This is a genomic window from Natrinema gelatinilyticum (assembly GCF_024266705.1).
In the GTDB taxonomy this organism is placed as follows: domain Archaea; phylum Halobacteriota; class Halobacteria; order Halobacteriales; family Natrialbaceae; genus Natrinema; species Natrinema gelatinilyticum.
Window position 1 is genome coordinate 747257 of sequence record NZ_CP100756.1, and the last position, 18893, is coordinate 766149.

Below are 18893 nucleotides of genomic sequence, written 5' to 3' on the forward strand. Positions count from 1 at the left end.
GTTATTATTCGAACTGAGAGGAACATGTAAGCGATAGCGAACAGCAGAATGATTGATATAGGTGGGGTTATAATACGAAAGTACTATCGGCTATGAGCAAGATCACGTTCCGCGCCGACGACGACCTCGTCGAACAACTCGAGGCCCTCGACGCTTCCAAAAGCGAAGCGATGCGAGAAGCACTCCGGTCGTATCTCGAGGACGGCGGAACCGGAGGCGACGAGACGAATTCGGGGCTGGATCGTGATCGGGAGAGCGAGATAGAGGAACTGGTTCGCGAGCGGGTCGACGAACGATTGGCAGAGCAACTGCGCGGAACCGCGCTTCTCGGACCGGAGCGCGCGAACTCTGACGGACGCGATACCGTTTCGTCACCCGAACCTCAGGACGTAAACGTCACGATTTCGCTCGAAGGGGCTGCTGTCCAATCGGCTGAGCGAGCAGAGGGAGCTCGGGTCAGCGTCAGTGAAACGGCAGACGGTGACCGACCGACGGCTCGATCACGGGACCAGACAGGGACGCAAACCCGTGATCGCGACGGCAAACGGCAGTGTAATCAGTGTGGCGACCAGCTCGATGGGAACCACGTGTACTGTCCGAATTGCGGAGAAAAAGCCTCGCGGCGACTGTTCTGTGACTGTGGCGACGAGATTCGGTCCGACTGGTCCTTCTGTCCAGGCTGTGGCCGACGAACGCCAGCAGCGGACGTTCTCGAGTCTGACGGAACACAATACTGACCAGTGTAAGACACAGAAAGTCACTCTGGACGAAAGTTTTATTATCCAAGCCAAACATCGCCTTATTCGCGTAAGACGGATTGTCTTACACCCGTCGACAAGACGGGAAATCGCCCGACATCGGGTGGTTCATACGTAAGACACGCCGCGTCTGACAGGGGCGCGCCTCCGTCTTACCCCCAACGGGGAATACAACAATGGAGCGTGTGACACTGCGAATCCCGAAACAGCAGATTGAAGAAGTCGAACAGTTAGTCGACTCGGGCGAGTTCCCGAACCGGAGCGAAGCGATCCGGTCGGCCGTCCGTGAGATGGTCAACGAACAACAGGACAGACCGAACGAGCAGACTGGCAAACGCAACTGGGCCAAGGTATAACGATGCAGGATATCGTTCAAGACGCCTTAGACAACGCGGAGGAGGAGGCCCAAGAGATAGACGTCTCGATGGACGGCGACGAGTTTGGGGACCCCCGAATCGTCATCGTCGGTTGCGGCGGCGCTGGAAACAATACGATCAATCGACTGTACAACATCGGCGTCGACGGTGCCGACACCGTGGCGATCAACACGGACAAGCAACATCTCAAGATGATCGAGGCCGACACGAAGATTCTGGTGGGCAAATCGCTCACGAACGGGCTCGGCGCTGGTGGCGATCCATCGATGGGTGAACGAGCCACCGAAATGGCCCAGAGCACGATCAAGGAGGTACTCGGCGACGCAGACCTCGTGTTCGTGACCGCCGGAATGGGTGGTGGCACCGGTACAGGTGCCGCCCCCATCGTCTCGAAAATCGCGAAAGAGCAGGGTGCAATCGTCGTCGGCATGGTCTCGACGCCGTTCAACGTCGAGCGTGCCCGTACGGTCAAAGCCGAGGAAGGTCTCGAGAAGTTGCGCGAGCAGGCTGACTCGATCATCGTGCTGGATAACAACCGACTGCTCGATTACGTCCCGAATCTGCCAATCGGAAAGGCGTTCTCGGTGATGGACCAGATCATCGCCGAAACCGTCAAGGGGATCTCGGAGACGATTACCCAGCCGTCGCTAATCAACCTGGATTACGCCGACATGTCCACCATCATGAACCAGGGCGGCGTCGCCGTCATGCTGGTCGGCGAGACCCAGGACAAGAACAAGACAGACGAAGTCGTCAAGGACGCGATGAACCACCCGCTACTGGACGTCGATTACCGCGGCGCCTCGGGAGGACTCGTCCACATCACCGGCGGTCCCGACCTCACGCTGAAAGAGGCCGAGGGCATCGCCGACAACATCACCGAGCGTCTCGAAGCCAGTGCAAACGTGATCTGGGGCGCCCGGATTCAGGAGAACTATAAGGGCAAAGTCCGCGTCATGGCGATTATGACCGGTGTCCAGAGTGCCCAGGTCCTCGGACCGACAACACAGAAGCAGGCAGACAAGTCCCGCGCGAGCATCGAGGGGCTGAACGATGGCAACTTCGACGCGAGCAACAACGTCGATGGCCAGCGATCCGGTTTCGGCGCACAGAGTGACGGCGGTCGCGACAAAGTCGAACGACAAAACGGCGTCGACGTCATACGGTAACTGCGGAGGCCCTCGAGCGAATTACGCGGACCGTTCATCAAACGGGCCGCTTTTCTACCACTGGTGAGGAAACACCCGATTGAGCGGGTGCCGCCGGGAGACTATCGGCGAACCAGTCGCAGTCGTCGCGCCGGACAGTGACGGTGTTGAACTGCGTTCAAAACGCGAAAACGGTGCGTAAACGTATCCTGACCCGAAATCTTCCAAACGGTAATTCAGGTGAGCGACTCGAGTAGCGAACACTTGCGACAGACGTCTCGAGTGGTGGTCGAGCCGCACTCGAGGCACTCTTGGAGGTCAGCCCCGTCGTCGCCGGCGTAGCGTTCGGCCGCAATCTCTGCCAGTTCTTCGTATCCCGAGAGGATCGAGTGGCGCGTTCCGGGGTGATTTTCTTCGAGACCGTAGAGGAGTTGCTGTATCTCGCCGCGATACGCCTCGCTCGCATGGGGACATTCGGTGATATGCGCGGGGAGGTCGTTGACGTGGGCGTAGAGGGCGACTTCTTTCTCGGGAACGTCGCGCAGCGGTTTCGCGCGTGGGACGAACTCGTCTTGGTCCTCGCGGGCCGAAAGCGGTCCGAGACTGGCATCGAAGTGCTTCGCGATCTGTTCGACGTCGCCCTCGAGGACGTTCATCAGCGCGGTCTGGGCTTCGTCGTCCAGGTTGTGCCCCGTCAGAAGGAGGTCGGCGTCGAGTTCGGTAGCATAGTTCGAAAGCAGATCTCGGCGGAAGACACCGCAGTAGGCGCAGGCGGCCATGTTTTCCGGGTCGTCCTCGACGACGTCGTCCATTCGGACGCCGAATTCCTCCTCGTAGCTGACGAGTTCGTGGCGGATTCCCAACTCGTCGCTGAGTTCGACGCACGCGTCGACCGATTTGTCCCGGTATCCATCGATGCCTTCGTGGATCGTCAGGCCGACGAGTTCGATGCGAGGATCCTCGGCGAAGGTCTCATAGAGGATCTGGGTAAGGACGACGCTATCCTTGCCACCCGAGAGTCCGATCACCCAGATCTGGGGATTTTGGGGTGTCGCGTCGTGCGGGACGAGATCGTCCCGTCGGATCCGGCGGCGAACTCGCTTTTCCACTGACTCGCGGAAGTGATCGGAACAGAGGTGAGCCCCCGAGTAGGCGGCGTGCATAATCGCCTCCTCGTCGCACCGGTTGCAGTCCATCGCGGTGACGTTGCGGTCGAACGCGTATGTCCGTTTCGTCTTTTCATCTCCGTGGCATCGACGCACTCTCTTTGGATCTGGCGGGGCAGTCCCCGGGACCCTGTCAGTCGGAACGTCTACCGATCCGCAGAACGACGACCACACATGGAATCCTTTGATCGGTCGCGGTCGACGGAATATTAGCTGATCGGCGACTTCGACGGCAGTCTCGGCTGCCTCGCCCATCCGGACGAGGCGGGGCGTCGCGCCAGCCACGCGCTGCTCGGTGACGAGGGCGACACCTGGTCGTTCGACCCACTCGAGGCACCGGGATTGCATCGGAGTTACTCGTCGGCCACGGGGTCGGTGTCTTCACCGATGTCGCGAGTGCCCTCACAGAAGCGCTCTCGAGCGCCCGACGGCGGTTTCCCGCGCCCTGCTGGAGGGAGGCCCCAGCTGCGCGCTCGTCGACCCCAGCGCGACACGCTCAGGCGGGGACGGTCGGACGCTCCTCGACGGCGTCTGACCCCTCCTCGAGGGCGGCCAGCAGGAGATCGACGTATCGATCGCGGTCAGCGGAGGAGAACAGTTCGTGACCGCCATCGTACAGGACGACGTGTTCTGCGGGGACTCGCTCGCCGATGGGCCGGAGACTGACGACGGGGTCACGAAGCGAGCAGAAGACGACGGCGTCGTGATCGATCGTCAGTAGCTCCCGCTGTGCGCGGCGGGTTTCCCGAACGAACGCCGGGGAGATCCACGACGGCGTCGTCTCTATCTGGTGATCAGTCGCCCGCGGGCCGAGTGCATCTCTGTCCAGGACCCCGACCGGTATCCACGGGAACGTGGTCGGAACCGTCGACACCGCGTCCAGAATCGGCTCGGGGAAGGCGTCGCTGTACCCCCACCACGGACTCAGGTACACGTGATTGTCCGCACCGTCGAGGGCCTGTCCCACGAGTGAGCCGGCGCTGTGACCCAGCAACTGGTAGTCCTCTACGTCCCGTACGTACTCCGCAATCGGCTCGAGCCAGTCGGCTTTGAAGTCGTCGATGTTCGTCGGAAGTTCGAACGCGTGGACACGGTAATCGGCTCCCGTTAGCTGTCCGATGAGCCAGCTGACGTTCTCGTGAGTCCAGCGGTTTCCCCAGCCCATGACGAAGACGAGTTCCTCGTCGCCGTCATCGTTGAAGATCCGGTGTCGCATAGGATTCCGTTCGTCGGGAACAGATAAAAAACCTGATCTCCCGACAGTGATGCCGATACCATCGTCTCCGTGCTGTCGGTACGTCGAACCAATCACACTCGAGCGGATCCCGCCGCGATCGAAGCGGGTCGGTCCGCGACTCGCGTGAGCTGAGAAACGACTTTGCGCGTCGAGTCCCAAGAGAGATCGATGAGTGGAATCGACCGGAACGACGCCGTCGACCGTCTCGAGCAGCTCGTGGACACCGTCGAGGACAACCGGATGCCGGTTCCCGTCCGCGAGGTGTGGGCCGTCGGCGACGTCGCGCTCGGGCTCGATCCGGTCGAGCGGCTGGACGTGTACCTTACCAAGGACGTTCTCGTACGCGACGATAGCGAGTCGACGTCCTCAAGCGCCGACGGCGGCCGCGACGAAGGCGATCCGGACGCTCGCTTCCGCGCATCTCACGGTATTCGGGGCGTCGGCAAATCCGTCAGGGAGGACTGGGCAAGCGAGTATCCACACCTCCTCAGGGCCAACGAGAACGGCCACGCCGCCCCCGAACGGTGTCTCGCCGCCCACCTCCTGGGGGACGACGAACCGATCCACCTCGAGGTCTGTAACTCGTCGTTCGAAGACAACGTCACACAGCGGCTCTGCGGCGCGCGAGCGCGCGAGGATTACACTCAGTTGCTCGACCCGCGCGGGGTCTGTCTCTGGGCAGACGGCATCAGAAGCGACGAAGCGTTTCGCAAGCTCCGAGAGAGCGAACTCGCCCTTCCGACGCTGTCTGTGGCCCTCGAAATGCTGGGGATGGACGATGACGAGGCCGAAGCGGCGGCTCGAGAACTGCACGCCTGGCGCGAGCGCCAGGAAGGCGCGACGGTTCGTGGCGACGTCGTCTAGGGGCGATCGTTCACAGGTCCTCCTGGATGAGTTCTGCCCCCCGTATCGCTATTACAACCTCTCGGTCGTCTTCGAGCCGTGCGTCTTCGTGGCATCGAACGAGCGCCTATCAGATCGGAATCGAGGAAGGGATTACTCTCCAGACCGTCACGGCGACGCACGAGGGGTGGTATTTTCGCATCACCGTCTCGAACGATCGAGCGCTCGAACGCTTTCACACGTAAGTCCTCGAGAACGACGTCGACATCGAACTTCGACAGCTGTACGAGCAAAGCGCAGCGGACGATTCCGATCAGACACAGTTCACAGTTCGGCGTGACGGACCGACAGCAAGAGACGCTGATCGTGGCCGTCGACGCGGGCTGCCTCGATATCCCGCAGTCGTGTTCGCTAGCCAAACTCGGAGAGCGGTCCGATATTTCGTCGAACGCGGCGTCCGAGCGGTTTCGCCACGGCGTGAAACCGCTCGTCGAAAACACGGTATATCCCGAGGGGACGCCGTGAAACGGCGGTTGCTGACCGAAACCGCATCGATCAGTCGATGTCGATTCGTGCGAACCACAACTGCGCGACGACGAGGAAGACGAGGGTCATCGCGACGAGGATCACCGCATTAGCGTAATCGTAACTACCCTCGATGAGGACCGCGTTCGGATCGTAGTACCGCATCGGGGCGACGGCGCCGACGATCTCGGCGTCGGTACCGGTCAGAAGCGATTCGGACAGAAACAGTGCGAACGTGACGCCGAGGGCGACTCGCTGGGCGACACCCGCCCGGTCGAATGCGACGGATGCGAGCAGGCCGATCCCTGCACAGGCGAAGAGATACGGGATCGAAAGCAGGTGGACCGCGATGACGTCCGCCGCGGCCAGCGGTTCGTTGATGAGTTCGGCACCGACGTAGACGACGATCGGCGGGAAGATGTTCGCGACGACCACCGGAACTGTCACCGCGGCGAACCGCTCGCCGATCAGTCGCTTTCGAGATATCGGCATCGCCAGGAGGACGTCCATCCGGCCGCGGTCGACGTCGTCGGCGATCGTTCCCGCCGTGCTGTAGGCCAGGTACAACCCGAGCAGGATCACCCAGCCGAAGGTGTAGAGTTCGAAGGAGAGAAACCCGCCCAGACTCGCCATTGTCTGTATGCCCATCACCTGCAGTATTGGCTCGGGATAGGCCGAGATCAACTGATCCAGATCGATCTCGGTCCGGAACGACGGGTAGACCCAGATGACCATCGCCGCGAGCAAGGAGAGTCCGATCGAAAGGTAGACGCTTCCCCGGACCCGACGGCGACCGTCGTATCGTGTCAGTTCAAACATCGTCACCACCCCCGACACCGGTGCCGGCAGCGACGCGATCCGATTCCGTCGATTCACCTTCCGAATCGTTCTCGCCGTAGAATCGCATGAAAACGTCCTCGAGCGGCGCTTCCTCGATCGAGAGATCGTGCAGCCGATACTCCCGAAGTTGCTCGAGGAGGACGTTGACGTCGCCGGTGAACGTGAACGTAATCGTGTATTCGGTCTCCGCACCACCGGACTCCCCGACCGCCATCCCGTCCCGGTCGGATTCGCTACCCGTCGTCGCGTCCGATCCGGAAGCGGCATGGCTCTCGATATCGTGAACACCAGCGATCGCGAGATCGTCCGGGGAAATCGGCTCGGAGGCGTCCAGGCGGACGACCTTCCCGCTTCTATCTAGCAGCGACTCGACGGGTTCGACCGTGACGAGTCGTCCGTTCCGGATAATTCCGACCCTGTCGCACAGACGGCGTACCTCGCTCAGGATGTGCGAGGAGAAGAACACGGTCACGCCCGCTTCTCGTTCGCCGCGAACGAACTCCGTAAAACGTTGTTGTAACAGCGGATCCAGCCCGCTCGTCGGCTCGTCTAAGATCACCAGCTCGGGATCGTGCATGAACGTCGTTACGAGCCCGAGTTTCTGGACGTTCCCTGTGGAGTAATCCCGAATTTCGCGATCCAACGGCGGGTCGAACAGTTCGAGCAGTTCCTCGCTTCGTTCGTCACCCTTGATTGATGCGTGGAGGTCGAGGATCTCTCGCCCGGTCGCCGTGTCGTCGAACGCCAGATCATCGGGCAGATACCCGAGATTGCGTTTTGCTTCGATAAGTTGGCGCTCGTCGGTGATCTCGTGACCCAACAGCCGCGCCGTCCCGGCAGTCGGCGAGATGAATCCCAGCAGCGTGCGGATCGTCGTCGTCTTCCCGGCGCCGTTCGGGCCGAGGTAGCCGAATATTTCGCCTCGATCGACATCGAACGAAACGCCGTCGTTGGCGAGCACCTCGCCGTAGTCCTTCGTGAGTCCCTCGAGTTCGATCGCGGCCATACGTGCTATTGAGGGGGTGACACCTTTGATGTAGCGGTCCCGTCGGCCTCCTGGTCCGGTGAGGACGGTCCGTTCGATTGCGGCGGTCGCGCGGGACGGCGTTTATTACCGGTATATCGAGGCGAGACGGCCGACTGTGCTCCGAACGCGCCAGCTCAGAACTCGGTACAGACCGGGATTCCCATCGTATCGTACTCGCCGAGTCGATCCAACACGTCGGGAACATCCTCGAGCGAACACGTCTCCGTGACGATCCTCCCCGGATCGATCTTCCCGCCGTCCATCATCTTGAAAATCTCGTCGTACTCGTTAGGCGGCATCCCGTACGAACCGTAGAACTCGCGCTCGTCGGTGACCATGGTGTCGACCGGGACGGAGACCTCGCCGCCCTCCGCCGAGGTCGTCATCCCGATCTGGAGGTGCTGGCCGCCCTTGCCGAGCGAATCGATCGAGTTGCGGACTGTCTCCGCGATTCCGAGCGCGTCGATCGACACGTCCACGCCGCGGCTCTTCTCGGTGTGTGCCTTCACAGCCTGTGGAACGTCGTCGACGCCCTCGGGGTCGACCGTTTCGATCGCACCGAGCTCGCGAGCGAGCTCGAGTTTCTCGGGAACGACGTCGATAGCGATGACGTTCCCGCCGAGCGCGCTGGCGACGTGAACCGCGGAGAGCCCGACGCCGCCGCAGCCGTGGACCGCGACCCAGTCGCCGGGCGTGACGTCGACGCGGTGGACGACACCGTGGAACGCGGTCGCGAACCGACAGCCCAGGCCCGCGACCGCGGCGGGGTCGACCGACTCGGGGACCGTCACGAGATTCTGATCGGCGTTTCGAACGGGGTACTCCTCGGCGAACGCACCCTGCTGGAACGGAACGAACCCCATCGGTACCGATTTCTCGCAGATATTCGCTCGACCCTCCCGGCAGTAGGGACACGTCCCGTCGCTCAGGTTGAACGGATTCGTGACGAGATCTCCCTCGCTGAATCGTTCGACATCCGCGCCGACCTCGACGACGCGCCCGACGGGTTCGTGACCGAAGATTAGTCCTGGCGTCGGAATCAACCCGATCCAGTCCCAGTCGCCCTGCCAGGCGTGCCAGTCGCTTCGACAGATTCCGCAGGCCTCGGTCTCGACGACGACGCCGTTCGCCTCACAATCCGGCCGATCGACATCCCGTATCTCGAGCGGTTCACCCGCTCCCTGGAACACTACTGCTTTCACAGCCGTTCCAACGATATCCTCGCCCATAAATTTAATGATTAATAATTATATATTTGTCGACGGCCGCCGCTGTCGTGGAGTCAGGCTGCCGCTTTAGGCCAGTCCGGAACCGATCCGGACCGGGAACCGGTGCCGCCGGATCCGACCAATCAGCCCATCTTCGGGACGCCTCCGAGGTTCACCTTGACCGTCTTCACCTGCGAGTAGTCGTCGAGGGCCTCTTGGGCAAGCTCACGGCCCGTACCGCTCTCTTTGTAGCCGCCGTGGGGGGCCGGATCGAAGAGATCGTTGTAGGTATTGATCCAGACCGTCCCGGCCTCGAGTTTGGCGGCGAACTCGTGGGCTGTCCGGAGATCCTCGGTCCAGACGCCCGCCGCGAGCCCGTACGACGTGTCGTTGGCCCGCCGAAGGACGTCCTCGCGGTCGCTCCACTCGAAGACCGAGAGCACCGGCCCGAACACTTCCTCGCAGCCGACGGTCGCCTCGTCGTCCACGTCGGTCAGCACCGTCGGCTGCACGAACGGTGCGCCCTGAAGGTCGTCGCCGACGGCGTCACTTTCGCCGCCGATGACTGGTGTCGCGCCCTCGACGACGGCGGTTTCGACGTAGTCGCGAACGGTCGCCGCGTGAGCGTGATCGATCATCGGCCCGATGTCGGTCGTCGGGCCGAGCGGATCGCCCACGGAGAGACCGTCGATCGCCTCCTCCAGCCGCTTGAGGAACTCCTCTCGGACGTCCTCGTGGAGGTAGAGCCGCGAGCCGGCAGTACACTGCTGGCCAGAGTTGAAAAAGATGCTCACGACCGTTCCCTCGATTGCCCGCTCGAGGTCGGCGTCGGGAAAGACGATGTTCGGACTCTTCCCGCCGAGTTCGAGCGACGTCGGCGTGATCGTCTCCGCGGCGCTCTCGAGGGTGGCCACGCCCGCCGCTCGCGACCCGGTCAGGCTCAGTTTGTCGACGCCCTCGTGGGCGGTCATCGCCGCCCCGACGTCCTCACCGAGCCCGGTGACGACGTTGACCGCCCCTGGCGGGAGCACGCGGTCGCAGACCCGCGCGACCTCGAGCGACGAGAGCGTTGCCCGCTCTGAGGGCTTGAAGACGACCGCGTTCCCGGCCGCCAGCGCCGGGCCGAGCTTCCACGCAACGAACATCGCGGGGAAGTTCCACGCGGAGATCGCGCCGACGACGCCGTGGGGTTCGCGGCGCGTGAAGACGTGTTTCTCGTCACCCGTCGGAACGACCCGGCCCTCGTCGACCGACCGCGCGAGCGCCGCGAAGTGGCGAAACTGCCCGATCAACACTTCGCAGTCGACGAACAGCGCGTGCAGGTTCGGCTTCCCCGCCTCGAGGCTGTCGACCTTCGCGATCTCGGTCTTGCGATCCTCGAGGCGATCGGCGATCTCCGCGAGCCGATCGGCGCGTTGTTCGGGCGAGAGCTGTCCCCAACTTCCCTCAAACGCGTCCCGCGCGGCTGCGACGGCCCGGTCGACGTCTGCGGCAGAGCCAATCTGGACCGTGGCGAGTGCCTCGCCCGTAGTCGCGTCGATCGCGACACCCTCCTCGCCGTCGGCGGCGTCGACCCACTCGCCGTCGATCAGATGGCCGTACTGGTCTCGCGAGAGGACCCTATCAGCCGCCGATCGGTGGCGCTCGAGAACGTCATCGCCGATATCGTATCGATTCCGGTCGTAGTACTCGGCCTGCATGGATTCACCGGTCCCTCGTCGCGTCCTGGTCGCGCCCGTCGATCGGCTCCGGCCCGGTCGATCGTGCGACCAAGACGGCGCGGCCGTCGGCTATCGATACGATCGAGTCACCGATTCGCCTCGGTTCTCCCGTAGGATGTGAGGAATTGCCACACATAGTGCTATACTCGTGCCGTCGCCGCGGAGACTCGTCAGCGTGACCCCTCGGAAACGCGGTGCTCTTTAAACGTCGATCCTGGGAGAGCGGCCGAAACCGGCGATCCGACTCAGAGCGCGTCGAGACCGAGCAATTCGTTCTGGACGCGCTCGCCGACCCGGATCTCGCTGTCCGCTCGCGGGTGCGAACAGCACAGCAGGACGTAACCGTCGGCCTCCTGGTCCGGCGAGAGTGCCGTCCCCTCGTGCCCGTCGAGTTCGCCCTCGAGCAGTTCGCCGGCACAGGAGGTACACATCCCGTTGCGACAGGAGTGGGGAAGCTCGAGGCCGGCGCGTTCGGCCGCCTCAAGGACGTACTCGTCCGGGGCGACAGCGACGGTTTCGGTCCCGTCCTCGAAGTGAAACGTGACGTCGTACATCTATATTCGCTGGCGGAGCTTGTACAGTTCCAGCGCTTCCAGCCGCGGATCGCCGGTACCGACCTCGTCGTGGTCGAGGCTGGCACCGCTGATGCTCTCGTTGAACGAGGTGCTGACGCCTTCCTCCTCGAACGTCGAATCCATGATATAGGCGACGTTCTCGCGCACCTCCTCGAAGCTCTGGCCGAGGTCGTCGGCGGCGTCCTCGATTGCCTCGATCACTTCCTCCTCCGAAGCAGTGAACGCCGCGCCGCGGGAGAGCTCTTCGAGTCCGGTATCGGTCGTCGTCTCCGTGTCGTCGGTCATGCTATCGCCCTCCGTCGGCCGCGACGCCGCGTTTGCGTCGATAGATATCCTCGTACTCTCGCACCTCCTCGTCGATGTCTTTCTCGAGACACTCCTGATGGCGGTCGGCAACGAGGCCGATGATCTTGCGGTGGTCGATGTCGAGGTTCAGCGTCTCGTTGAACTGGCCGTCGATGAGGTTCCCGACGCGCATCAGGAGGTCGTCGAAACTGATCTCGAGGGGGTCATCGACCGCGTCCGTGAACATGTAGCCGAAGTCCGCGACCGACCCTACGTTCTCGTAGAGGACGTCCTCGATGGCTCGGCTGACGCCCTGGAACTCGGGTTCGCCGGCGCGTTCCTTCGCGATCAGTTCGGAAAGCGCCTCGACGCCGTGGGTGATGTGCCGTCCCTCGTCGGTGCTGATGAACTTGAATCCGTGGTTCAACAGCGGAAGTGGTGCGTTCCGCGAGAGCTTGTTGATCGCGTAGAAGCCGCCGCGGGCGAGCAGCCCCTCCACGATCATGTGATACACCGTCAGTGCCTCGGCGACGTCGACGGGATCCTGCGAGTGGGCCGCTCTGGCGGTCAGCTGGCCCTGCCGATCGAAGATCTCGCCGAGTCCGGTCGCCTGCACGATCGGGATCCGGGCGCCGCCGTGTTTCGGATTCAGATCCGCGAAGACGTCCTGTTCGCCCATCACCTCGTGCATGTAGACGTCGAGGAACTGCGTGTGCTTGTGTTCGGTCACGGTGAACATTGCCATGTACATCTCCATCTCCTCGTTGTCGTCGAAACACGGCGCGCCCATGATCCGCTGGAGGTGGTGGCTCGCGTCCTCGCCGACCGCGAACTCGCCGTCGAGAAAGCCCGACACGAGGTATCGGATCTGCTTTCGCTCGCCGGGCTCGAGCGAGTTCCAGATCTCGCGATCCTCCTCGAACCCGATCTCGCCGAACAGCTTCTCGACGTTCCACGTCCCGAGTTCGACACCCTTCTGGAAGAGGTCGTACCACTTGCTCTCGGTGTCGATCCGTTCCGCCTGAAACCCCGTCGGTGTGGTAGCTTGTGACACAAGCATAGGTCGCCGTATCCGACAAAGAGCGTACTCGTTCGGATAACCGGCAGTTGAAGTCGAGACGGGGACGCCACGCCCGCGTCCGGGCCGTTCTCAGAACAGGTACCGCGAGTCGGTCTCGCCGGCGACGTCCCCCATCGCCGCTGCGGCGTCGCCGTAGTGCAGCACCCGCGTCACGCTCCCCTCGAGCGCCATCTCGTTGGACATCACCGACTCGATGACGTCCGCACCCTCGAGGAGGTCTTTCCACGTCTCGTAGGGAGCCTCGAGTTCGAACCCAGGATCACGCGCCGACGGGTCTTCGACGAGTTCAGCCCGTCGGCAGTCGCCGTCCTCCAGTTCGAGGTGGGCGTGGACCCGCGAGTCGTCGACGACGTACGTCTCCAGTTGCTCGAGCAGCGAGTCGAGGTCGCCCCGGATCAGGGCCTCGAGGTCCGGCCAGGCGACGTCCGGCACGTCGGCGAGGGTCACCCCGTCGAGCGCGCGCCTGAATCGCGCCCGTTCATCGTCGCCCTCGGCCGACTCGAGTCGGTCCTCGAACGCCGGCGTTGCCGTCTCCCGCAGGCGGGCGAACTCGTCGTCTGCGAGCGCGTCGATCCGGTCGGACAGGTCTGTGGTCAACTCGTCGGGGAGTTCGCCAATCGTCGTCTCCGCGAGCGGCAGGCGCGTGAGGACGAAGCGGAAATCGCCGTCGAAGCCGACGCCCCAGCCGTCGCTCTCGGCGGCGTACGTCTCGTCCTCGTTGAGGTTCGTGCGGTAACTCTCGAGCCACTCTCTGGACGGAAACCAGTCTGTCATGCGTTCAACGACCGGGTTCGGCGGCTTCAGCGTTCGTCCGTGAATACGAGGCGATATTTGTGGGCGACGCGGTCCACCGATCGAACCGGGCGCTCGAGACGACTCGACTCGCTCCGCGTCGACGACGTCGTACCGTTCGGCAGCAAACGGAGCGAGCCTCGAGTCATCGCTGTTCGAACGAGTGGCCGTGATAAACTCCCTCGGATACCCGGAGAAACCACAACAACAGTTCACAATGAGCACAGTATTATATCGGGTCCGCCGAGGCCCGGTGGCCACACATGAGTACGCAACGACTCCGACCGATTGAACAGTATTTCCCGACCGAACCGTGGCTCGAGGCGTATCGAGACGCGATCAACGACAGCGACGAGTACGCCGAGAGCTCCGCGGGTTGGGGCGTCGACTTCGACGGCTCGTTCATCTTCCAGATCGAGGACGTGCCCCTCGAGACCAACACCGTCACCGACCTGCCCCCGGAGATTGTCGAGGCCGTCGAGGACGAGCTCTCGAAGCGATCCCCGGAGCAACTCGAGAGCGTCCTCGAGGAAGCGCCGGACGACGTTCGCGAACGCGTCGAGTCCCGCGACGGATCGCTGGAGGAACGCGTCACCGAGGAGGTCCTCGCGACGACGATGTCGGCGGTCCCCGACCGCACCTGGCCAGACCTACGCGCGGCGCTCCCCGATCTCATGGCGGAACTGACTGCGCAAATCGAGGAGAACATGGCCGACGACGGCACCGTCTACGCGTATCTGGACCTCTACGACGGCGAGTGCCCGGAGGTCGACACGATCACCGACCTCGACGAGCGGGAGTACGGATTCCGGCTCGTCGGCGACTACGAGCAGTGGGCGCGGCTCGTCCGCGGCGAGGGCGACGTCATCGACATGCTGATGTCCGGCGACTTCGAAATCGACGGCGACATGCAGAAGATCCTGCAGTACTCCGACGCGGCGGTCGACCTGGCCGAAATCTCCGCCGACGTCGACACCCGGTTCATCTTCTGAGCCCCGACCTCGAACGGCGAACGGTCTGCCAACCGCCGGCCAGCGGCGATCCGGTGGCGATTTCGCACGCGGTTGCTCGAGGACTGCGTCATCTGACGAGTACGCCGCATCGTCTCAATTCACAGAATTGACACAACGACTCGGACGGGGAGCCGATCCGATATTGACGAGCGACGTAGTCGGTTCCTGTCGACTATCACTCATGAGCGTAGCGCGTCCGCTCACCTCAAAACGAAGGCCAGCGGGTGTGTTCCGTAGGGTACGGACGGTATCGTGAACCAATTCGAACGTCTGTCTCCCGGCGAGAATTTCAACGGCCAGCACTGGAAGGCAATCTGCTATTCCCGCTTCGTAGAGAAGAATCAGGTATGCGACGCAGCCAGACGACAGCAGAAACCGAGGACGAGTCGGACGGATGGCTGGATCGAGTGAGGGGACGTTCGAAGCAATCGACCACGGACGATTCAGGGAGCTTGTTGGATCGAGCGAGGGGGCGCTCGTCCGACTCGACCACGGGCGATTCCGGGAACGTGTTGGATCGGGCGAAAGGACGCTTAGCGGAACCGACCACGGACGACTCTCAGAGTCGGTTCGATCGGATGAGAGCGAAGTACGGGCTGGGAACGCTACTCGTTGCCGCCGGGGCAGTCCTCTTTCTGTTCCCCGAGCCGATCACCTCGACCGCCGGTGTCGTGCTGATCGGAGCGGGGGTCCTGCTCTGGCTCGTGGGCTGGCTCCGGTAGACGAACCCGTCGATCGAATCGGGGCCCAGGCCTCGAGTCCCGATTTGGAAGTGAAGTCGGTCGTCGAGTAACGCGCAGAACGGACGGACGAGCGGGGCAGTTCCCGTCTCGCTCTCCGTCATCAGTACTCGAGGATCAGCCCGTAGACCAGCCCGAGCGTCCCGCCGTAAATCGCCCACGCGACGACGCCGACGAGGCCGCCGACCGTGAGGTTCGGTATCGCCGCCGGTACACCCATCGCGACGGCAAGCCAGATCGGCATCGCAATGAGGGAGAAACACACGCCCACGGCGACCCCGTAGCCGTTTCCGAGCCCCATCGTCGTCGTCGTGAGCGCGGACCGTTGAAGCAGCGGCACCAGCACTTTGCGGAGATACTCGTTGCGACTCGAGAGCAACATGACCTTCGAGACGAACGCGTCGATCGAGCTCGAGACGAACAGGCTAAATGGAAGCGCAAACAGGACCCCGAGGGCGAACATCGCGAGCCAGCCACCGTCGAGTGTCGGCGCACCGAAGACCGCACCGACCCGCCTGATCGCGTCGGTGTCGTACAGCTGGATTACAAGCGCGGCCTGAAAGCCTCCGGCGAGCCCGCCCGCGACGGCGGCCTCGATTTCCCGGGCGTCGATCTCGAGCGACTCGATCGTCTCGAAGAGAGGGGCCAACGCGACCCGGTACGGCGGCTCGTCGGGATCGGCGTTCGAACCGGCGTCGGGTCCAGTGCTGGCGTCGGTATCTGCCATAGTCGATGCGTGGTTGTTCATCGGTGACGCGCCTCAACGTTGTTCCGCGTATCCGCGGCGGTTTATAACCACGAGGAACGCGACGTTGCGGCCCAGAGACGGACGCGACGTTGTGATCAGAAGCCGCTCAGTGAGCTGGCAGCGCGAACGACAGCCGTTCGAGACGGACTGGGCGCAAAAGATGAGCCGGACGAACCGGTGGGCGGCGGCAGACGGTCTCTCCGAACACAGTGTCACGGCAACCGAGACCCAAATTCATTTATTACGGGACGTGGGTCGGAACGGTATGAACGAGATGTTAGCACGAAACCTCGGCGGGAAGCCCATCGTCGGCATCGACGGTACCGACTTCGGCACGCTCTACACCATCACAATGGACCCCAAGTCTGGTGCACTCTGCGACCTCGTCGTCGACACCCACAGTCGGTCCTTGTCGGCGGCCATTCGATCCGACGACGACGGTCGGTTGCGGATCCCCGTCAGCCGCGTCGAGACGGTGAACGATCAGATCGTCATTCGGTCGGCCGACTGAACGCCGGCCGAACGCGGCTCATACGGACTACTGTACGTCATTGCCGGTGCAACCGCAGGACGGTCGCGGTTGCACCGGTACATCGGTACAGCAGACCGTATCAGGCTCTCGCGACGGCCCGCCGTGGCTCGCGCTCTCGCAGTCGGCGGACGCGAGGGACGTGAATCGACGACGTCCGACCGGGAGAAACAGGATCGAAAGCGAGCGCAATCGATTGAAACCGAAGCGCCAGCGGGGCGGAATCAATAGGCGCTCATGCCGGTCAGCTCCTTGCCGACGATGAGCTTCTGAATCTCGGTGGTGCCGTCCGGAATCGTCATCACCCGAGCGTCGCGATAGTAGCGCTCCATGCGGTTCTCGAGGTCGAGTCCCGACGCGCCCAGCACCTGGAGCGCGTCGCTGGTTGCCTCGATTGACCGTTCACAGGCGTATCCTTTCGCCAGCGAGGAGAGGAGTCGGGCGTCGGGATTGCCGTCGACGAGCGCCTCGGCGGCGCTGCGGGAGAGCCCACGCGAGGCCTCGATCGCCGCTCGGACGTCGTAGAGCTTCTCCTGGACCAGCTGGTGCTGACCGATCGGTTGGCCGAAGGTCTCGCGGTCCTGGGCGTACTCCAGCGCGTCCTCGAACGCCGCCTGCATGATCCCGACAGCCATGAACGCCATCCCCGTCCGCATGAACGAGAACATGACGTTGAGCGGCTTGTGCTCGAAGAACAGCTGGCTGACGTTCTCGGGGAAGGGCACGATCTCGTGGATGTCGTGACCGTCGGCGATCGCGTCGCCGAAGATCGTCGAGAATCGGTTTTCGACCGGAATCCGAACGTCGTCAAAGACCATTCGACCGTTCGGAACGCCCTTCCAGCCGAGCTTGTTCATTTCCTCGGTCTCGAAGTCGGCGTTCGAGCGATCGACCAGAAACATGTCCTGCGTGTCTGCAGACGCGTCGTGTGCGACGACGAGCGCGACGTCCGCGATCTGTGCGTTGCCGACCCAGACCTTCTCGCCGTCGAGGACGAACTCCTCGCCGTCCCGTCGCGCGACGGTGTTTGGATGCGCCGTATCGGAACCGCCTTCGGGCTCGGTCACGGCGAGACAGCCGATACAGCGGTTCTCCTCGAGTTTCGGCAGCATCGCCTGTCGCGTCTCGTCCGCGGCGAACCGGACGAACAGCGACGGGAACGACATCTGCAGGGCGACGTTCAGACTCGGCCAGACACGGCTGATCTCCTCCGAGGCGATGACGAATCGCCAGACGTCACCGAAGTACTGATCGACCGTATCCGGCGTGAACCCGATGCCGAGTTCCTGCAGGTCGTCGAGGTAGCCCACCAGGTCGTTGCGCGCCATCGGGCCGTCGCGATCAACCTCGTCGACGATCGGTTCGATCTCGGACTCGAGGTACCCCCTGAGATCGTCGCGAAACGCCTTCTGGTCGTCGGTCAGGCGCATGCTAGGACTCCGAGGGAACCTGTTCGGACAGCGAGTTCATGATCGGTGCGAGGCGGGTCCCCTTCTGGACCGAGCCGTCCATCTCGTACTGCTGTCTCATGAACCCCTGGATCGGATCGACGCTGCCGACGATGAGGCCGACGAGCGTGTCCGCCGGACCGCTGATCTCGAGCATCGGATCGTCGAGTTTGCCTGCGCCACCACACATTGTCTGCTCGTCTTCGTCGACCTCGAGGTGCCCTTCCATCGGGCAGTCGTCGGCCTCGAAGTTGACAGTGATGTCCTCGTTGATGCTCTCTCGCACCTCGGGCGAGGTCTCGACGAGGACGTTCATGCCGGCCCACAGCAGTTCCTGAAACTGGTCTGCGGTCTCGGGGTTGTTGGAGACGAACGACGCGATGTCCATCGTCTCCATGCGCTGGACCACGCGGCCGAACGTCTCCGGGTATTCACGGACGAGTTCCTCGGTCTGACCCTGCATTTCGCCGAGCAGTTCCGGCAGGTCGTTTTCGAGTTCGTCGTCGGGTTTCTCGAGCGATGCGTCGATGTCCTGAATCAGGTCGTCGTTCGTCATGACTATCGATTCGGGCTCACCGCGTGGGTGAGTCCCGTTGCTAACGAGTAGGGAATAACTGACGAACAGTGTGATCCGTGGAATACGCGGAGGTTTATATTCCGACGCCCGGGAGCCATCCCGGCCCGAGACGAGCAGATTGACGGATTTCGTGCGAGGAGACGATCCGGCGGACACGCTCGACACGGTGTGAGGAGAGTTCGTGACGCACGCTCAGGGCCGCAGGGAAGAAGATCGATACGTCACCGTCGAACCGATTTAACAGGCTACTACTCC

21 protein-coding genes are annotated in these 18893 nt (G+C 62.9%); 8 read left to right on the top strand and 13 right to left on the bottom strand.

Features of this window, described 5'->3' with window-relative positions; all coding sequences use genetic code 11:
- The first annotated feature begins 92 nt into the window (after window positions 1-92).
- From NJU76_RS03635 to ftsZ, 3 genes are all read left to right on the top strand, one after another.
- On the top strand, window positions 93-737 hold the full coding sequence (locus NJU76_RS03635) for a ribbon-helix-helix protein, CopG family (RefSeq protein ID WP_254531430.1): 645 nt from the start codon (window positions 93-95) through the stop codon (window positions 735-737).
- A gap of 197 nt (window positions 738-934) precedes the next feature.
- Window positions 935-1114: a ribbon-helix-helix domain-containing protein gene (locus tag NJU76_RS03640; RefSeq protein WP_254531431.1), complete on the top strand. Its 180-nt coding sequence runs from the start codon at window positions 935-937 to the stop codon at window positions 1112-1114.
- A gap of 2 nt (window positions 1115-1116) precedes the next feature.
- A complete protein-coding gene (gene ftsZ / locus NJU76_RS03645) occupies window positions 1117-2304 on the top strand; it encodes a cell division protein FtsZ (RefSeq protein WP_254531432.1) in 1188 nt (395 codons plus the stop codon).
- Window positions 2305-2519: 215 nt separating this feature from the next.
- Here the strand turns inward: ftsZ and ncsA are convergent, their stop codons facing one another.
- On the bottom strand, window positions 2520-3479 hold the full coding sequence (gene ncsA, locus NJU76_RS03650; RefSeq protein WP_254532564.1) for a tRNA 2-thiolation protein NcsA: 960 nt from the start codon (window positions 3477-3479) through the stop codon (window positions 2520-2522).
- Between the two features lie 466 nt (window positions 3480-3945).
- Window positions 3946-4665 (bottom strand): alpha/beta hydrolase, encoded by a 720-nt coding sequence (locus tag NJU76_RS03655; RefSeq protein WP_254531433.1) that lies wholly within the window; start codon window positions 4663-4665, stop codon window positions 3946-3948.
- A gap of 189 nt (window positions 4666-4854) precedes the next feature.
- On the opposite strand from NJU76_RS03655, the gene NJU76_RS03660 reads away from it, so the two are divergent.
- Both NJU76_RS03660 and NJU76_RS03665 read left to right on the top strand, forming a co-directional pair.
- The gene (locus NJU76_RS03660) at window positions 4855-5550 is read left to right on the top strand and encodes a DUF7095 family protein (RefSeq protein WP_254531434.1); all 696 of its coding nucleotides are present in this window, start codon (window positions 4855-4857) and stop codon (window positions 5548-5550) included.
- A gap of 315 nt (window positions 5551-5865) precedes the next feature.
- Window positions 5866-6054, top strand: a complete 189-nt coding sequence (locus tag NJU76_RS03665) for a helix-turn-helix domain-containing protein (RefSeq protein ID WP_254531435.1) — start codon at window positions 5866-5868, stop codon at window positions 6052-6054.
- 30 nt (window positions 6055-6084) lie between these two features.
- Here NJU76_RS03665 and NJU76_RS03670 read toward each other — a convergent pair whose 3' ends face one another.
- The 8 genes from NJU76_RS03670 to NJU76_RS03705 all read right to left on the bottom strand — a co-directional run bounded on the left by NJU76_RS03670 (window position 6085) and on the right by NJU76_RS03705 (window position 13565).
- Complete coding sequence (locus NJU76_RS03670) at window positions 6085-6873, bottom strand: ABC transporter permease subunit (RefSeq protein ID WP_254531436.1); 789 nt, start codon at window positions 6871-6873, stop codon at window positions 6085-6087.
- Window positions 6866-7900 (bottom strand): ABC transporter ATP-binding protein, encoded by a 1035-nt coding sequence (locus NJU76_RS03675; RefSeq protein WP_254531437.1) that lies wholly within the window; start codon window positions 7898-7900, stop codon window positions 6866-6868. Before NJU76_RS03675 ends, NJU76_RS03670 begins: the two co-directional genes overlap by 8 nt.
- 155 nt (window positions 7901-8055) lie before the next feature.
- Window positions 8056-9123, bottom strand: coding sequence for a zinc-dependent alcohol dehydrogenase family protein (locus NJU76_RS03680; RefSeq protein ID WP_254531438.1), 1068 nt, complete (start codon window positions 9121-9123; stop codon window positions 8056-8058).
- A 149-nt stretch (window positions 9124-9272) separates the two neighbouring features.
- The gene (locus NJU76_RS03685; RefSeq protein WP_254531439.1) at window positions 9273-10829 is read right to left on the bottom strand and encodes an aldehyde dehydrogenase family protein; all 1557 of its coding nucleotides are present in this window, start codon (window positions 10827-10829) and stop codon (window positions 9273-9275) included.
- A gap of 266 nt (window positions 10830-11095) precedes the next feature.
- A complete protein-coding gene (locus tag NJU76_RS03690) occupies window positions 11096-11404 on the bottom strand; it encodes a 2Fe-2S iron-sulfur cluster-binding protein (RefSeq protein WP_254531440.1) in 309 nt (102 codons plus the stop codon).
- Complete coding sequence (locus NJU76_RS03695; RefSeq protein WP_254531441.1) at window positions 11405-11710, bottom strand: hypothetical protein; 306 nt, start codon at window positions 11708-11710, stop codon at window positions 11405-11407.
- A gap of 1 nt (window position 11711) precedes the next feature.
- Entirely contained in the window at window positions 11712-12764 is a 1053-nt protein-coding gene (locus NJU76_RS03700) for a ribonucleotide-diphosphate reductase subunit beta (RefSeq protein ID WP_254531442.1), read from the bottom strand.
- Between the two features lie 96 nt (window positions 12765-12860).
- A complete protein-coding gene (locus tag NJU76_RS03705) occupies window positions 12861-13565 on the bottom strand; it encodes a sterol carrier protein (protein ID WP_254531443.1) in 705 nt (234 codons plus the stop codon).
- Window positions 13566-13846: 281 nt separating this feature from the next.
- Here NJU76_RS03705 and NJU76_RS03710 point away from each other — a divergent pair, with 281 nt between their 5' ends.
- Window positions 13847-14575 (top strand): SCP2 sterol-binding domain-containing protein, encoded by a 729-nt coding sequence (locus NJU76_RS03710; protein WP_254531444.1) that lies wholly within the window; start codon window positions 13847-13849, stop codon window positions 14573-14575.
- A gap of 368 nt (window positions 14576-14943) precedes the next feature.
- Window positions 14944-15318 (top strand): hypothetical protein, encoded by a 375-nt coding sequence (locus NJU76_RS03715; RefSeq protein ID WP_254531445.1) that lies wholly within the window; start codon window positions 14944-14946, stop codon window positions 15316-15318.
- 121 nt (window positions 15319-15439) lie between these two features.
- Here the strand turns inward: NJU76_RS03715 and NJU76_RS03720 are convergent, their stop codons facing one another.
- Window positions 15440-16063 carry a hypothetical protein gene (locus NJU76_RS03720; RefSeq protein ID WP_254531446.1) on the bottom strand — a complete coding sequence of 208 codons (624 nt, stop codon included), beginning with the start codon at window positions 16061-16063 and terminating at the stop codon, window positions 15440-15442.
- A gap of 286 nt (window positions 16064-16349) precedes the next feature.
- On the opposite strand from NJU76_RS03720, the gene NJU76_RS03725 reads away from it, so the two are divergent.
- Window positions 16350-16595 carry a PRC-barrel domain-containing protein gene (locus NJU76_RS03725; RefSeq protein WP_254531447.1) on the top strand — a complete coding sequence of 82 codons (246 nt, stop codon included), beginning with the start codon at window positions 16350-16352 and terminating at the stop codon, window positions 16593-16595.
- Between the two features lie 242 nt (window positions 16596-16837).
- Here NJU76_RS03725 and NJU76_RS03730 read toward each other — a convergent pair whose 3' ends face one another.
- Both NJU76_RS03730 and NJU76_RS03735 read right to left on the bottom strand, forming a co-directional pair.
- A complete protein-coding gene (locus tag NJU76_RS03730) occupies window positions 16838-18043 on the bottom strand; it encodes an acyl-CoA dehydrogenase family protein (RefSeq protein ID WP_254531448.1) in 1206 nt (401 codons plus the stop codon).
- 1 nt (window position 18044) lies between these two features.
- Window positions 18045-18617 carry an SCP2 sterol-binding domain-containing protein gene (locus NJU76_RS03735; protein ID WP_254531449.1) on the bottom strand — a complete coding sequence of 191 codons (573 nt, stop codon included), beginning with the start codon at window positions 18615-18617 and terminating at the stop codon, window positions 18045-18047.
- Window positions 18618-18893: the final 276 nt, after the last annotated feature.

What these genes read in the sequence shown, in the direction of transcription:
- NJU76_RS03635 (WP_254531430.1), top strand. Translation starts at nt 93, where the DNA reads ATGAGCAAGATCACGTTCCGCGCCGACGACGACCTCGTCGAACAACTC.
- NJU76_RS03640 (WP_254531431.1), top strand. Translation starts at nt 935, where the DNA reads ATGGAGCGTGTGACACTGCGAATCCCGAAACAGCAGATTGAAGAAGTC.
- ftsZ (WP_254531432.1), top strand. Translation starts at nt 1,117, where the DNA reads ATGCAGGATATCGTTCAAGACGCCTTAGACAACGCGGAGGAGGAGGCC.
- ncsA (WP_254532564.1), bottom strand. Translation starts at nt 3,479, where the DNA reads ATGGACTGCAACCGGTGCGACGAGGAGGCGATTATGCACGCCGCCTAC.
- NJU76_RS03655 (WP_254531433.1), bottom strand. Translation starts at nt 4,665, where the DNA reads ATGCGACACCGGATCTTCAACGATGACGGCGACGAGGAACTCGTCTTC.
- NJU76_RS03660 (WP_254531434.1), top strand. Translation starts at nt 4,855, where the DNA reads ATGAGTGGAATCGACCGGAACGACGCCGTCGACCGTCTCGAGCAGCTC.
- NJU76_RS03670 (WP_254531436.1), bottom strand. Translation starts at nt 6,873, where the DNA reads ATGTTTGAACTGACACGATACGACGGTCGCCGTCGGGTCCGGGGAAGC.
- NJU76_RS03675 (WP_254531437.1), bottom strand. Translation starts at nt 7,900, where the DNA reads ATGGCCGCGATCGAACTCGAGGGACTCACGAAGGACTACGGCGAGGTG.
- NJU76_RS03685 (WP_254531439.1), bottom strand. Translation starts at nt 10,829, where the DNA reads ATGCAGGCCGAGTACTACGACCGGAATCGATACGATATCGGCGATGAC.
- NJU76_RS03690 (WP_254531440.1), bottom strand. Translation starts at nt 11,404, where the DNA reads ATGTACGACGTCACGTTTCACTTCGAGGACGGGACCGAAACCGTCGCT.
- NJU76_RS03695 (WP_254531441.1), bottom strand. Translation starts at nt 11,710, where the DNA reads ATGACCGACGACACGGAGACGACGACCGATACCGGACTCGAAGAGCTC.
- NJU76_RS03705 (WP_254531443.1), bottom strand. Translation starts at nt 13,565, where the DNA reads ATGACAGACTGGTTTCCGTCCAGAGAGTGGCTCGAGAGTTACCGCACG.
- NJU76_RS03710 (WP_254531444.1), top strand. Translation starts at nt 13,847, where the DNA reads ATGAGTACGCAACGACTCCGACCGATTGAACAGTATTTCCCGACCGAA.
- NJU76_RS03715 (WP_254531445.1), top strand. Translation starts at nt 14,944, where the DNA reads ATGCGACGCAGCCAGACGACAGCAGAAACCGAGGACGAGTCGGACGGA.
- NJU76_RS03720 (WP_254531446.1), bottom strand. Translation starts at nt 16,063, where the DNA reads ATGGCAGATACCGACGCCAGCACTGGACCCGACGCCGGTTCGAACGCC.
- NJU76_RS03725 (WP_254531447.1), top strand. Translation starts at nt 16,350, where the DNA reads ATGAACGAGATGTTAGCACGAAACCTCGGCGGGAAGCCCATCGTCGGC.
- NJU76_RS03730 (WP_254531448.1), bottom strand. Translation starts at nt 18,043, where the DNA reads ATGCGCCTGACCGACGACCAGAAGGCGTTTCGCGACGATCTCAGGGGG.
- NJU76_RS03735 (WP_254531449.1), bottom strand. Translation starts at nt 18,617, where the DNA reads ATGACGAACGACGACCTGATTCAGGACATCGACGCATCGCTCGAGAAA.